The sequence below is a fragment of the Meiothermus rufus DSM 22234 genome, assembly GCF_000423425.1.
GTDB lineage: Bacteria > Deinococcota > Deinococci > Deinococcales > Thermaceae > Meiothermus > Meiothermus rufus.
This window is the reverse complement of sequence record NZ_AUHY01000005.1, coordinates 1-13011: the sequence shown is the minus strand read 5'-3', so window position 1 is coordinate 13011 and position 13011 is coordinate 1. Positions and strand designations below refer to the sequence as shown.

Below are 13011 nucleotides of genomic sequence, written 5' to 3'. Positions count from 1 at the left end.
ATGTATGTTGCCAGAACTCTCCCAGCTCCAGTATGCGGTCGAGGTGGCCATGGGCCGCCGTGCGGGGAGCCTCCTACTCAAGAATGCCCGCCTGGTCAATGTGTTTAGCCTCGAGCTTCAGCCTGCCCACATCCTTTTGGCCGGGCCGCTGGTGGCAGCGGTGGGGCCGGAGTACGCCCAGGCCGAGGCCGAGACGGTGCTCGACCTAGAGGGGCGGGTGGTGGCCCCTGGCCTGATCGATGGCCACGTGCACCTGGAGAGTTCGCTGGTCTCGCCCGCCGAGTACGCCCGGGGCGTGGTGCCGCGGGGGGTGACCGGGGTGGTCACCGACCCCCACGAGATCGCCAATGTGGCCGGGGTGGCCGGGGTGGAGTGGCTGCTCGAGGCCAGCGAGGGGCTGCCGCTGGAAGTCTGGGTCACGGTGCCCTCCTCGGTGCCCTCCACCCCCCTCGAGACCAGCGGGGCGGTGCTGGGCCTGGCCGAGATGGAGCGCCTGCTGGCCCACCCCCGGGTGGTAGGGGTGGCCGAGTTGATGAGCTTCCCGGCCATTCTGGCGGGGGAGGCCCAGGAGCTTTCCAAGGTGAGGCTGGCCGAGCACTGGCGCAAGACCCCCGAGGGGCACGCCCCCACCCTGATGGGCCCTTCCTTGCAGGCCTACCTGGCTACCGGCATCGCCTCCGACCACGAGAGCACCACCCTGGCCGAGGGCCGGGCCAAGCTCGAGGCCGGCTGTTTTCTGATGGTGCGGGAAGGCTCCACCACCCGCAACCTGGAGGTCCTGGCCCCTCTGCTGGTGCCCAAGCACGCCGACCGCATCGGCCTGGTCACCGACGACCGGCTGCCCTCCGATCTGCTGCGTGAGGGTGGGGTGGACTTCCTGGTGCGCAAGGCCATCGCCCTGGGGGCCGACCCCCTGTACGCCATCCGGGCCGGAAGCTGGAACGTGGCCCGCCACTACCGCCTGCCCCGCCGGGGGGCGGTGGCCCCCGGTTTCCAGGCCGATCTGGTGGTTCTGGACGACCTGGAGCGCTTTACCGCGGCCCTGGTCTACCAGCGGGGGCGCCGGGTGGCCGAGGGGGGGCGGCTTTTGCTAAAGCTGCCCCGAACCCCGGCCTCAGCGGCGGTCTCCCGCACGGTGCGGCTGCCCGAGCTTAGCCTGGAGGACCTGCGCATTCCGGCTGTGGCCGGCTTGGTGCGGGTGATCCGGGCCATTCCCCACCAGGTGCTCACCGCCGAGGAGCGCCTTTATCCCACGCTGCGGGATGGGGCCATCGTGGCCGACCCCGGGCGCGACCTGGCCAAGCTGGTCTGCCTCGAGCGCTATGGCCAGCAGGGCCGGGTGGGCAAAGGCCTGGTGACCGCCTTTGGCCTGCAAAAAGGGGCCCTGGCCTGCACGGTGGGCCACGACCACCACAACCTGATGGCGGTGGGGGTCTCGGACGCCGACATCCTGCTAGCGGCCCGGCGCCTAGAGGCTTTAGGTGGGGGGATGATCGCCGTCTGCGATGGGGAAATCCTAGCCGAGCTGGCCCTGCCTATCGCGGGCCTCATCACCGACGAGCCTCTGGAGGAGGTGCACCAGAAGATGGAGGCCCTCGAGGCCGCGGCCCGCCATCTGGGGGTGAGTCTTCCCGACCCCTATATGGTGCTCTCCTTTTTGGGCCTGGCGGTGATTCCCGAGCTGCGTCTGACCGACTTTGGCCTGGTGGACGTGCGCCAGGGCCGGCTGGTGCCGCTGGCGGTGGAGTAGGCCGGTAGAATCCTGCCATGACCCTGCTTCTGCGCGGCCTAGTAGTGCACACGCCACAAAACCCCTTCCGTGAGGAAAAAGCCCTGGAAGCCTATGCCGATGGGGCTATTGCCCTCGAGGGGGGCAGGATTGTCGCCCTGGGGCCCTACCCTCAGGTGCGTCGGGCCTATCCCCAGGCCCCCCTCGAGGACTGCCGGGCGGGTCTATTGCTGCCGGGCCTGGTGGACACCCACGTGCACTACCCCCAGACCCGGGTGATGGGGGCCATGGGCTATACCCTGCTGGACTGGCTGGAACAGCGCACCCTGCCTCAGGAAGCCCGCCTTTCCGACAACAAGCTGGCCCGCGAGCTGGCCCGGGAGTTCGTGCGGCTCTTGCTGCGCAACGGTACCACCACCGCGCTGGTCTTTGGCTCGCATTTCCAGGGGGCCACGGCCAACCTGTTCGGAGCGGCGGAGGAGGTGGGCTTGCGGATCATCGCCGGGCAGGTCTGCTCGGATCGGCTGCTCAGGCCCGAGCTGCACACCACCCCAGAGCGAAGCTATGCCGAGCAGAAGATGCTCATCCAGCGCTTTCATGGGCGGGGCAAGCTACGCTACGCCCTCACCCCGCGCTTCGCCCTCTCGGCCTCCGAGGCTTTGCTCGAGGTCTGCCAGAGCTTACTCTACGAACACCCCGACCTCTACTTCACCTCTCACCTCAACGAAAACACCCAGGAGATTCGCACCGTGGCCGAGCTTTTTCCCTGGAGTGCCCACTACCTCCACACCTACGACCGCTTCGGCCTGGTGGGCCAGCGCTCGGTGTTGGCCCACAACGTTCACCCCACCGAGCCCGAGCTTTTGCGCCTGGCCGAGGCCCGCGCCGCAGTGGCCCACTGCCCCAGCTCCAACGCCTTCATCGGTAGCGGCCTTTTCCCCATGCAAAAGCACCTGCACCACGGGGTGCGCTTCGCCCTGGGCTCGGACGTGGGCGGCGGCACCGGTTTCAGCCTGATCAAGGAGGGCTTCATGGCCTATATCGCCCAGCGCCTGCGGCCCGATGGGGTGGCTTTGGGGCCGGCCCATCTGCTCTACCTGGCCACCCGGGCCGGGGCCGAGGCGTTGGGCCTGGAGGGCCAGATTGGCGACCTGAGCCCGGGCAAACAGGCCGATCTGGTCTACCTCGAGCCCCAGCCGGGGAGCAGCCTCGAGGTGCACTTCCGCCACGCCGCCTCGGTGGAAGAGCTTCTGGGGGCCCTCTTCACCCTGCACGGCGAGGCCCGGGTGGTGCGGGTCTGGCTGGATGGGCAGGAGGCCGTGCTAACCTAGGGGTGCATCCGGTTGCCGATCAACGCTGGGGCACCTTTGCGCGAGCCCGCGACCTGCGGCGGGCCTTGTAGATGAGGCTCTGGCCGAGCGATGGTACAGGATGATTGGGTTTCGCAACCTGCTGGTGCACGACTACCTCGAGCTAGATCGTCGGCCCATAGGGCGGGTCTTTGCTCGCTTTTTGTAGCTGGTATTCTTCAGGCTGTGGAACAGGTGTACGTTCTTCCGGCCAGGGCCTTTCCCAAAGCGCAAGACCGGCTACTCCCGCTGGAGGCCCCGTTTCTTCGCTACCTCGAGCGCGAAGGCTTTTTTCTGCCCCGCCTTGAGGCCGAAGAGAACCCTGCCTACCGTCAGGTCATCCCCTACGCCCTGGTGCGCTACGCCGGGCAGTACCTCCTGATGCGGCGCAAGCGGGCCGGGGGTGAGGCCCGGCTCTTCGACCGCTTCACCCTGGGCGTGGGGGGGCACATCAACCCAGAGGATGCGGGGGAAAACCCGGTAGAGACCGCCCTTGGGCGCGAGCTATACGAAGAGGTGGGCCTGCAGCGCTACACCGCGCGGGCGGTAGGGCTGATTGTGCTGGACGATACCCCGGTGAGCCGGGTGCACGCCGGGGTGGTCTTTGTGGTGGAGGCCGAGGAAGAGCCCGCGGTGGTGGAGCGGGATAAGCTCGAGGGCCGTTTGTGCGGCCTGGAGGAAATCTGGGCGGTGTACGAGGGCCTCGAGGACTGGTCGAAGCGGGTGGCCGACTGGCTTAGGGACGTTGGCTGAGTGGGGTATAGTTGGTAGGGCAATGACCCTGGTCACCTCGCCGCAAAGCACGGAAGAATGGTTTCGCAGTCGTGTAGAGCGGGCGCAAAAATCGGTGGTGGTCGCAGCACCCTATGTGGGCAAGGTGCTAGGGACACTATTGCGCCTGCGACATAAAAAGGTTCAGGCCCGCGTGGTCACCAGCCTCAGGCTAAGCGAGGTGTTGAGTGGATCCACCGATATTGGAGCCATCTGTGAACTGGCTGAAAGCCGCGTGCAAATACAGAGCATTCCCCACCTCCACGCCAAGATTTACCTGATAGACGAAGAAGAGGTTCTGGTGACCTCGGCTAACCCCACCCATAGCGGCTGGCGCTCCAACCTCGAGGTCGGTCTGGCTGCCCAGGACAGCTCTATTGCTCAGCAGATCCTCCAAACTCTGGAGGGAGCCCAGCCCTACCCCTGGAGCACCCAACAGCTAAGGCGTTATGCGCAGTGGGCAGCGGAACGGCGTCTTCCTCGTGTGCGGGTGCCTGTGGAAGTGCCCATAGAGGCGTTGCAGGTAGCTTTTGCTGGCTGGTTGCGCCTTACCATCCAGGGGGTAGCCCGCCTGCCGGAGGAGTTTACCCTGGCGCAGGCCTACCAACAGTTGTTACCCCTGGCTGCTCAAGCCTATCCCAACAACCGGCACCCCAAAGACAAGATTCGCCAGCAGCTGCAAGGGCTACGGGACCTGGGTCTGCTGGAGTTTTTGGCTCCAGGCCGATACCGCCGAGTAAAGGCCCTCGAGCCCCTGCTTTAAGAAGGGCTCTCTGGCTAGACGGCGCTGGGGTCTTGTTATAAACTTTGACTCGGTATAAAAATACCTCAACAAAAACTTCTGGAGGCAGCATGCGAATCAAGAAGGTAGGTGTAGTGGGTTCGGGAACCATGGGGGGCGCCATCGCGGCACTGTGCGCTTCGGCGGGGGTGCCGGTGGTGATGCTCGACCTGCCCGGCCAGGAGGATCGGCTCGAGGTGGTGCGTAAGGGCCTGAAGCGCCAGCTAGAAAGCAAGCCCGCGTCCTTCATGGACAAAGGCCGGGCCAGCCTGATCGAGCTAGGCACCACCGAGGAGCTGGAGAAGCTCAAAGACTGCGACTGGATCGTTGAGGTCATCGTGGAGAAGGTGGAGCCCAAGCAGGCCCTCTTCGCCCGCCTCGAGGCTTTGGGTACCGGGGCCATCGTGAGCTCCAACACCTCGGGGATTCCCATGAAAACCCTGCTCGAGGGCCGGGGCGAGGCCTTCCGCCGGCGTTTTCTGGGGACCCACTTCTTCGCTCCGGTGCGCTACTTGCACCTGCTGGAGCTAATTCCCACCCCAGACACCGACCCGACGGTGCTGCAAACCATGCAGCAGTTTGCCGAGCGCATCCTGGGTAAGGGCACGGTGCTTTGCAAGGACGCCCCAGGCTTCATCGCCAACCGGCTGGGGGTCTACGGTATGAGCCAGGCCATGCGGCTGATGATGGAGGAGGGCCTCAGCATCGACGAGGTCGATGCCCTCACCGGCCCCCTGGTGGGCCGGCCCAAGTCGGCCACCTTCCGCACCGGCGACATCTCCGGCCTGGATGTGCTCAAGCTGGTCTCCACCGAGCTATCCCACACCACCGGCGAGAACTTCGCCATGCCCGAGTGGGTCGAAGGGCTTATCGCCCAGGGCCACCTGGGGGAGAAGACCGGGGCCGGCTTTTACAAGAAGGTGGGCAAGGAAATCCTGACCTACGACTACACCACGGGCGAGTACAAGCCCCAGCAGAAGCTGCGCCTGGACGAGATCGCTGCCATCAAGGAGCTGCCGCTGGGCGAGCGCTTGCGCAAGGTGGGCGAGCTGCCCGGCAAGTATGGGGCCTTTGCTAAGAAGCTCTTCCTCACCACGGCCCACTACGCCCTGGAAAAAGCCCAGGAGATCGCCTACGACATCGTCTCGGTGGATCGGGCGTTGGAGTGGGGTTTTGCCTGGGAGCAGGGGCCCTTCAAGAACATGGACGCGGTGGGCCTGGACTACCTGCGCCAGGGCTTTGCCGAGCTGGGCCTGCCCGAGCCTGAGCTCTTGCAGAAAGCCCAGGGCAGCTTCTACAAAAACGGGCACTACCTGGGCTTCGACGGGCAGTACCACCCCATCCCCGCCGAGGAAGGGGTGATCCGGCTGGCCCCCCTCAAGGCCGCAGGCCGGACCCTGCTCGAGGGTAAGGAGTATGCCCTCATAGACCTGGGCGACGGGGTGGCCCTCTTCGAGAACCGGGCCAAGATGGGCACCTGGGGCGAGGGTTCTATCTCGGGGTTGCACAAGGCTTTGGACTGGGTGGAGGCCCAGGGCTACGCGGGATTGGTGATGGGGGGGGAAGACCCCCGTACCTTCAGTGCGGGGGCCAACCTGGCTTTGGTGCTGATGGCGGCCCAGGAGGGGGCCTGGGACGACCTCGAGCTAGCCACCCGCCGCTTCCAGCAGACCTCCATGCGCCTGCGCCGGGCCCCCTTCCCGGTGGTGGCGGCCCCCTTTGGCCTTACCCTGGGCGGAGGGGCCGAGTTCAGCCTGCACGCCAGCGCCATCCAGGCCCACGCCGAGCTCTACATGGGCCTGGTGGAGGTGGGGGTGGGCCTGCTGCCGGGGGGTGGGGGTACTAAGGAGATGCTCTTCCGCTTTACCCAGGAGCTCTCGGCCTACGGCAGCGAGATCGACCTCTTCGAGGGGGTCAAGCGGGCCTTCCAGCTCATCATGCTGGCCCAGACCTCGACCAGCGCCCTCGAGGCCCGCAACATGGGCTTTCTGCGCCCTTCCGATGGGATCAGCATGAACCGCGACCGGCTGATTGCCGATGCCAAGCGGCGGGTGCTCTTCATGGCCCCCGACTTCGTGCCCCAGCCCCCCCTGCGGGTGCGGGCCTTGGGGGCCAGTGGCCTGGGTAACCTGCGCTATGCGCTGTGGCAGTTCCAGGAGGCCGGCCAGGCCAGCGAGCACGATGTCTTCATCGGCAACCAGGTGGCCTACGTACTGTGTGGGGGCGATGGGCCGGTGCGGGAGGTGAGCGAGCAGGACATCCTAGACCTCGAGCGTGAGGGCTTCCTCAAGCTTCTGGGTACCCGCAAAACCCAGGAGCGCATCGCCCATACCCTCAAGACTGGCAAGCCCCTGCGCAACTAAGGAGGCCTGGATGCAGGCGGTTTTCCCCCGGCCCAAGCCCGAGTCCTGGCAGACCCGGCTTTTCCGCTACGCCATGAACCTCACCCCGGTTTACTTTGGCACCGGGGGCGTACTCACCTACATTGCCCCCGACTGGCGCGAGGTTCACCTGGCTTTGCCGCTGTCCTGGCGTACCCGCAACTATGTGGGCACCCTTTTCGGCGGCAGCATGTACGCGGCCCTCGACCCCATCTACATGCTCATGCTGATCAAAAACCTGGGGCCGGGCTACGTGGTCTGGGACAAGGCAGCCTGCATCCAGTTCAAACGTCCAGGGCGCCAGACCCTGTACGCGCGGTTTGTGCTGCGTGAAGAAGAACTGGTCTATGTGCGCCGCCTGGCCGAAACCCAGCCCTCGCTGGAGCGGGTGTATCCGGTGGAGCTGGTCGACCGCCAGGGGCAGGTGCACGCTTTCTGCGAGAAAACCCTCTACATACGCAAGAAATCTGCTTGAAGGAGTGGCGATGAGAGAAGCGGTAATCGTGAGTGCGGTGCGTAGCGCGGTGGCCCGGGGCAAGAGCGACGGGGCCCTGGCCACGGTGCACCCCATCGATCTGTCGGCGGCGGTGATGCGGGCGGCGGTGGAGCAGGCTGGGGTAGACCCGGCCCTGATCGAGGACATCCAGTGGGGCTGTGCCATGCCCGAGGCCAGCCAGGGCCTGAACATTGCCCGTCTGGCCATGCTCCGAGCGGGCTTCCCGGTGGAGGTGACGGCGGCCACCATCAACCGCTTCTGCTCCTCGGGGCTGCAGAGCGTAGCCTACGCCGCGCAAGCCATCCTCTCGGGCATGAATGAGGTGGTGCTGGCCGGTGGGGTAGAGATGATGAGCCGGGTGCCTATGTCGGGTTACCACACCGAGCTGCACCCCGAGCTGACCGAGGCCTACATCGGGATGGGTTTCACCGCTGAGCGGGTGGCCCAGCGCTGGGGGGTGAGCCGGGAAGACCAGGACGCCTGGGCTTTGCGCAGCCACCAGAAGGCCTTGGAGGCCCAGGCCCGGGGGGCCTTCGACGGCCAGATTGTGCCGATTCCGGTGAAGAAAGTGAGCTGGAAGGGCAGTAAGAAAAGCGTGGAGGAGTGGCTTTTCCGCAAGGACGAGCTGCCCCGGGCCGACACCAGCCTCGAGCGCCTAGCCAAGCTGCGCCCTGCTTTCAAGGAGGGGGGCACCGTGACCGCGGGCAACGCCTCGCCCTACTCCGATGGGGCCGCGGCCCTCTTGGTGATGAGCGCCGAGAAGGCCCAGGCCCTAGGCCTCAAACCCCTAGCCCGGTTTGTCACCTTTGCCACCGGTGGGGTAGACCCCGACATCATGGGCGTAGGGCCCATCAAGGCCGTGCCCAAGGCCCTGGCCAAGGCCGGGATTGGCCTCGACGACCTTAAGCTCATCGAGTTCAACGAGGCCTTTGCCGCCCAGGTGCTGGCGGTAATGGGCGAGCTGGGCATGAACCCCGATAAGGTCAACGTCAACGGTGGGGCCATTGCCCTGGGGCACCCCTTGGGGGCCACCGGGGCCAAGCTCACCACCCAGCTGGTGCACGAGCTAGGCCAGCGCGGAGGCGGGCTGGGCATGGTGACCATGTGCATCGGCGGCGGCATGGGGGCGGCGGGGATTTTCGAGGTCTACCCCAGGGCCTAGCCTCACCCCTCTTAGGGCCGGGCTGGCTAAACTAGGGGCGTGGGCAGATGGTGGCTAGGCCTGCTGGCCCTGGTTGCAGGGGCTTGTGCCCCTACCTACCTGGGCAGCGTCCCCTACCACCCCTACGACCTGGACGATTTTCCCGTCTTCACCAGCCCGGCGGGGGCCCCCCTGTATGGGCAGCGGCGCTACCTGGAACAGCGCGGGACGGCGGTGGCCCGGGGGGCGGGGGGGAGGCTGGGCTTTTTCATCACCCTCGAGTTCGGTCTGCCCGCCAGGCCCACCCCGCCCTTTCCCGACCCGGTGTTTAGCTGCCGCTTTGCAAGCGCAGATGAGCGGCCCGCTGCCGAGGTGCGCCTGGTACCCCTCGAGCTTCCCCCCGGCTTTGCCGTGTACCTGGAGAAGGCCCGCTACCGCCTGCGCTGCGGCCCCTTCGAGCGTCTCGAGGGGGGCCTCGAGGTGTTGCGCTATACCACCTGGCTCGAGGTGCTCTACCGCTTCGAGATGCCCCTGGTGGCCCCCGGTACCTACCGGCTGGCCTGGCAGCTATGGGAGGGAAACCAGCTTCTCGCCGAGGAAGACCGGCGCTTTACCCTGACCCAGTCTCCCTGAGCAAAGGGGTGTGCCGGGCCAGCCAGGCTTGGGCCGCCGCGAGTTCCTCCGGGTAAAGTTCGTGACCGGCTTCCTGCCAGCGCAGCTCAACCTGGGCCCCGGCCCGCTCGAGGTAGTCGGCCAGGGCCTCGACCTGCCCTACGGGAACCCAAGGGTCATGGCGGCCTGCGGCCAGGAAGAGGGCCTTGCCCCGGAGGTCTGGGAGGGTAGGGGGCTTTAAGGGAAGCATTGGGCGTAGCAACACGCCCCCAGCCAGGGTCTTGGGATAGATCAGCATCAGCGCAGCGGCCATGTTGGCCCCATTGGAGTAGCCCAGGGCGTACACCCGGCCCGCGTCGAAGCCATAATGCTCGGCGGCCTCCTGCACGAAGCGCGCGAGGTCGGCGGCCTGGGCCTCGAGGTCGGCCTGGTCGAATACGCCTGGGGCCAGCCGCCGGAAGAAGCGGGGAGCGCCGTTCTCGAGCACCCTCCCCCTGGGCGAGAGTAGCCGGGCGGTGGGGGCGAGCGCGTGGGCCAGCCCGATCAGATCGTGCTCGTTGCCCCCGGTGCCGTGCAGCAGGAGCAGCGTGGCCGCCGAGCTCCCCGGCTCGAAGCGGTGGACAAAGCCCAGCTCGGCGCTCATGGCCGCACCTCGACTTCGGGCAGGCGCAGCTCGGGCAGTACGGCCTCGATGCGCGAGCGCTGGGCCTCGAGCCACGGCGGCAGCACCAGCTTCTCGCCCAGGTGGGCGGGGTCTTCGTCCACGGCGAAGCCGGGGCCGTCGGTGGCCAGCTCGAAGAGGGCGCCGCCCGGCTCGTTGAAGTAGACCGACTTGAACCAGAAGCGGTCGATCTGCGGCGTGGCCCGCACCCCGCTTTCCTCAATGCGACGACGCACCGCTAGCTGGTGGGGGGTGTCTTCCACCCGCCAGGCCAGGTGGTGGATGCTGCCCCGGCCCCAGCGGCCTGGGGGCAGGTTGGGCAACTCTTTGATCTCGAGGAAACGTCCCGATCCGCCCCCCTTGACCACAAAGCGGTGCCAACCCTTTTCTTGCCCTGCGCTCACGAAACCCAAAGCCTGGCTCAAAAACTGCGCAGTGGGGTAGAGTTCACGCTCCCACAGCCGTGCGCCGTGCAGGCCCATGATCTGCTTGTCCTCGGGGATGGGGCTTTTCTCCCAAGGGGTGAAGGGGCGGGGGCCGGTTTCCACCAGGGCCAGCTCGAGGCCGTCGGGGTCCTGGAAGGGCAGGGCCCGTTCCCCGAAGCGCACCTCTACCTCGCCCAGCCTGACCCCGTAGCGCCCCAGGCGCCCGCCCCAATAGGCCAGGCTGCCCTCGGGTACGGCGAGCTGCACCTCCACCGCCAGGCCGGTGCCCTTGCGCGGGGCGGCCAGGTTCTCCCAGGGGAAGAAGGTGAGGTCGGTGCCGGGCCGCCCCTCGGCATCGGCGTAGAAGAGGTGGTAGGTGCTGGGGTCGTCCTGGTTGACGCTCTTCTTCACCAGCCGCATCCCCAACACCCCGGCGTAAAAGTCTAGGTTGCGCTGGGCCTGGGTGGCCATCGCGGTAACGTGATGGAGTCCGGTGACGCCTTCCATTGCTTCGTGCATAGCGATACCTCTTGTGCAATAATAATCATAGCGCTCTAAAAAATCAAGTTAGGTATTCGGCAATCCCCCAAGTCTGGGCGTTTCCGCGCAGTACCGCCCCACTGTGGCGCACCCGGTTGACGCTGGCTGGCGCCTCGGCTAAACTTTATACTCGGTACAAGTTTTCAGGCAAGTGAGGTGCCCCATGATTGCAGATAAGAAGCTCTCCACCAAAGGCGGCGGCTGGCTCCTGGAGCGTCCCGAATCGGTGTGTACCCCAGAGGACTTCGACGAGACCACCCGCATGATCCAGGAGACCGTGCGGCAGTTCGTGGAGAAGGAGTACCGCCCGGTGGCCGAGGCCATGGAGCATGGCGCCCTCGAGCACAACATTCCCCTGCTGCGCAAGTGTGGCGAACTGGGCCTCTTAGGGGTAGAGGTCAGCGAGGAATACGGCGGTCTGGACTTACCCAAGACCGTCTCTACGGTCATCGCCGAGGCCCTGGCCGGCACCGGCGGCTTCAGCGTGACCTATGGGGTGCAGACCTCCATCGGCCTGCTGCCCTTGGTCTACTGGGGGACTAAAGAACAAAAGGACAAATACCTAGCCAAGCTGGTCTCCGGCGAGCTGATCGCGGCCTACTGCCTTACCGAGCCCCAGTCCGGCTCGGATGCCATGGGGGCCAAGACCCGGGCCGAGCTTTCCCCCGACGGCACCCACTACATCCTCAACGGCACCAAGATGTGGATCAGCAACGCAGGCTTTGCCCACCTCTTCACCGTGTTTGCCAAGACCCCCGAGGGCCTAACGGCCTTCTTGGTCGAGCGGGACACCCCCGGCCTGCGCTTTGGCGGCGAGGAGAAGAAGATGGGCATCAAGGCCTCCAGCACCCGGCAGGTCTTCCTGGAAGACGTAAAGGTACCTAAGGAAAACGTGCTGGGCGAGCTGGGCAAGGGGCACAAAATCGCCTTCAACGTGCTCAACGTGGGCCGCTACAAGCTGGGTGCCGGGGCTATTGGGGGAGCTAAGGGGGCCTTGGCCCTCTCGGCCAAGTACGCCAAGGAACGGGTGGCCTTTGGCCAGCCCATCGCCAACTTTGGTCTGATCCAGCACAAGCTGGCTGAGATGGCCAGCCGCATCTTCGCGGGGGAGAGCGCGGTCTACCGCACCATGGGCCTGATTGACCAGGCCCTGACCCACCTGGACAAAGCCAATGCCGCCGAGGCGGTGCTAGCTGGCATCGAGGAGTATGCGGTGGAGGCTAGCATCATCAAGGTGCTAGGTTCGGAAATCCTGGACTACGTGGTTGACGAAGGGGTGCAGATTCACGGCGGCTACGGCTACTCCGCCGAGTATGAGATCGAGCGGGCATACCGCGACAGCCGCATCAACCGCATCTTCGAGGGCACCAACGAGATCAACCGCCTGCTCATCCCAGGCATGCTCTTGCGACGGGCGACCAAGGGTGAACTGCCGCTGTTTGATGCGGCCATGAAGCTGCAAAAGGAGCTTTTGGAACCCAGCTTCGAGGAGCCGGAGGACAAAGAGCTGGCCCAGCTCGAGGGCCTCAAGAAACTGGCGCTAGCAGTGATGGGCCTGGCCGCGCTCAAATACGGCAAGAAGGTGGAGGAGGAGCAGGAGGTGCTGGCAGTAGCTGCCGATATCCTGATCGATGTTTATGCAGCAGAAAGCGCCCTGCTGCGCGCGCGCCGCTTGTCGGATCAGGTGTACGCCGAGATGGCCCAGCTTTACCTCTACCAGGCCCTCGACCGGGCCCAGGCTGCTGCCCTTTCCATCCTGCCGCGGCTGGCCGAGGGGGATGATATGCGGGTGCTGGCCTCGGCGGCCCGCCGCCTGACCAAGCACGACCCCCTCGACCTGGTAGCCCTGCGCCGCCGCATTGCCCAGGTGGTGCTCGAGCGCGACGGCTACCCCCAGCCGCGCTAAACTGAACCGCCTCAGCAGCCGCCCCGAACCGGGGCGGCTTTTTATGGCACAGCCCCATGAGCGGATGAACCCGGACAAACACATGTGAGACTCTAAGCTGGGATAAAAAGAGGGGAACCAACCAAGAAAGGAGGTTCCCCAGGTGCAGTTTACCACCGTTGGCCGAGAGATATGGCAAGGCGCTAGACAAGCACAGAGGCTGGCCGAGGCCAAAGCAGG

The 13011-nt window shown here is 65.9% G+C and carries 12 protein-coding genes; 10 read left to right on the top strand and 2 right to left on the bottom strand.

Features of this window, described 5'->3' with window-relative positions; genetic code table 11:
* The first annotated feature begins 4 nt into the window (after window positions 1-4).
* The 9 genes from ade to G552_RS0100830 all read left to right on the top strand — a co-directional run bounded on the left by ade (window position 5) and on the right by G552_RS0100830 (window position 9281).
* Window positions 5-1750 (top strand): adenine deaminase, encoded by a 1746-nt coding sequence (gene ade / locus G552_RS0100870; RefSeq protein WP_027881298.1) that lies wholly within the window; start codon window positions 5-7, stop codon window positions 1748-1750.
* Between the two features lie 17 nt (window positions 1751-1767).
* On the top strand, window positions 1768-3060 hold the full coding sequence (guaD, locus tag G552_RS0100865; protein WP_027881297.1) for a guanine deaminase: 1293 nt from the start codon (window positions 1768-1770) through the stop codon (window positions 3058-3060).
* A gap of 100 nt (window positions 3061-3160) precedes the next feature.
* Window positions 3161-3247 carry a HepT-like ribonuclease domain-containing protein gene (locus tag G552_RS16990; RefSeq protein WP_342664853.1) on the top strand — a complete coding sequence of 29 codons (87 nt, stop codon included), beginning with the start codon at window positions 3161-3163 and terminating at the stop codon, window positions 3245-3247.
* 17 nt (window positions 3248-3264) lie between these two features.
* On the top strand, window positions 3265-3831 hold the full coding sequence (locus G552_RS0100855) for an NUDIX domain-containing protein (protein ID WP_027881296.1): 567 nt from the start codon (window positions 3265-3267) through the stop codon (window positions 3829-3831).
* A 22-nt stretch (window positions 3832-3853) separates the two neighbouring features.
* Entirely contained in the window at window positions 3854-4612 is a 759-nt protein-coding gene (locus G552_RS0100850; protein WP_027881295.1) for a phospholipase D-like domain-containing protein, read from the top strand.
* An 89-nt stretch (window positions 4613-4701) separates the two neighbouring features.
* Entirely contained in the window at window positions 4702-6993 is a 2292-nt protein-coding gene (locus tag G552_RS0100845; RefSeq protein WP_027881294.1) for a 3-hydroxyacyl-CoA dehydrogenase/enoyl-CoA hydratase family protein, read from the top strand.
* 10 nt (window positions 6994-7003) lie between these two features.
* Window positions 7004-7486 carry a DUF4442 domain-containing protein gene (locus G552_RS0100840; protein WP_027881293.1) on the top strand — a complete coding sequence of 161 codons (483 nt, stop codon included), beginning with the start codon at window positions 7004-7006 and terminating at the stop codon, window positions 7484-7486.
* Between the two features lie 10 nt (window positions 7487-7496).
* Window positions 7497-8669, top strand: a complete 1173-nt coding sequence (locus G552_RS0100835) for a thiolase family protein (RefSeq protein WP_027881292.1) — start codon at window positions 7497-7499, stop codon at window positions 8667-8669.
* 39 nt (window positions 8670-8708) lie between these two features.
* The gene (locus G552_RS0100830) at window positions 8709-9281 is read left to right on the top strand and encodes a hypothetical protein (protein ID WP_027881291.1); all 573 of its coding nucleotides are present in this window, start codon (window positions 8709-8711) and stop codon (window positions 9279-9281) included.
* On the opposite strand, the gene G552_RS0100825 is transcribed toward G552_RS0100830, so the two are convergent.
* Complete coding sequence (locus G552_RS0100825; protein ID WP_027881290.1) at window positions 9259-9903, bottom strand: alpha/beta hydrolase; 645 nt, start codon at window positions 9901-9903, stop codon at window positions 9259-9261. The two genes, G552_RS0100830 and G552_RS0100825, sit on opposite strands and share 23 nt — an antisense overlap.
* A complete protein-coding gene (locus G552_RS0100820) occupies window positions 9900-10853 on the bottom strand; it encodes a ring-cleaving dioxygenase (RefSeq protein ID WP_027881289.1) in 954 nt (317 codons plus the stop codon). Before G552_RS0100820 ends, G552_RS0100825 begins: the two co-directional genes overlap by 4 nt.
* A gap of 196 nt (window positions 10854-11049) precedes the next feature.
* On the opposite strand from G552_RS0100820, the gene G552_RS0100815 reads away from it, so the two are divergent.
* Window positions 11050-12792: an acyl-CoA dehydrogenase family protein gene (locus tag G552_RS0100815; RefSeq protein ID WP_027881288.1), complete on the top strand. Its 1743-nt coding sequence runs from the start codon at window positions 11050-11052 to the stop codon at window positions 12790-12792.
* Window positions 12793-13011 lie beyond the last annotated feature (219 nt).

Coding starts and splice junctions, on each gene's coding strand:
- ade (WP_027881298.1), top strand. CDS start 5: ATGTTGCCAGAACTCTCCCAGCTCCAGTATGCGGTCGAGGTGGCCATG.
- guaD (WP_027881297.1), top strand. CDS start 1,768: ATGACCCTGCTTCTGCGCGGCCTAGTAGTGCACACGCCACAAAACCCC.
- G552_RS16990 (WP_342664853.1), top strand. CDS start 3,161: ATGATTGGGTTTCGCAACCTGCTGGTGCACGACTACCTCGAGCTAGAT.
- G552_RS0100850 (WP_027881295.1), top strand. CDS start 3,854: ATGACCCTGGTCACCTCGCCGCAAAGCACGGAAGAATGGTTTCGCAGT.
- G552_RS0100845 (WP_027881294.1), top strand. CDS start 4,702: ATGCGAATCAAGAAGGTAGGTGTAGTGGGTTCGGGAACCATGGGGGGC.
- G552_RS0100840 (WP_027881293.1), top strand. CDS start 7,004: ATGCAGGCGGTTTTCCCCCGGCCCAAGCCCGAGTCCTGGCAGACCCGG.
- G552_RS0100835 (WP_027881292.1), top strand. CDS start 7,497: ATGAGAGAAGCGGTAATCGTGAGTGCGGTGCGTAGCGCGGTGGCCCGG.
- G552_RS0100825 (WP_027881290.1), bottom strand. CDS start 9,903: ATGAGCGCCGAGCTGGGCTTTGTCCACCGCTTCGAGCCGGGGAGCTCG.
- G552_RS0100820 (WP_027881289.1), bottom strand. CDS start 10,853: ATGGAAGGCGTCACCGGACTCCATCACGTTACCGCGATGGCCACCCAG.
- G552_RS0100815 (WP_027881288.1), top strand. CDS start 11,050: ATGATTGCAGATAAGAAGCTCTCCACCAAAGGCGGCGGCTGGCTCCTG.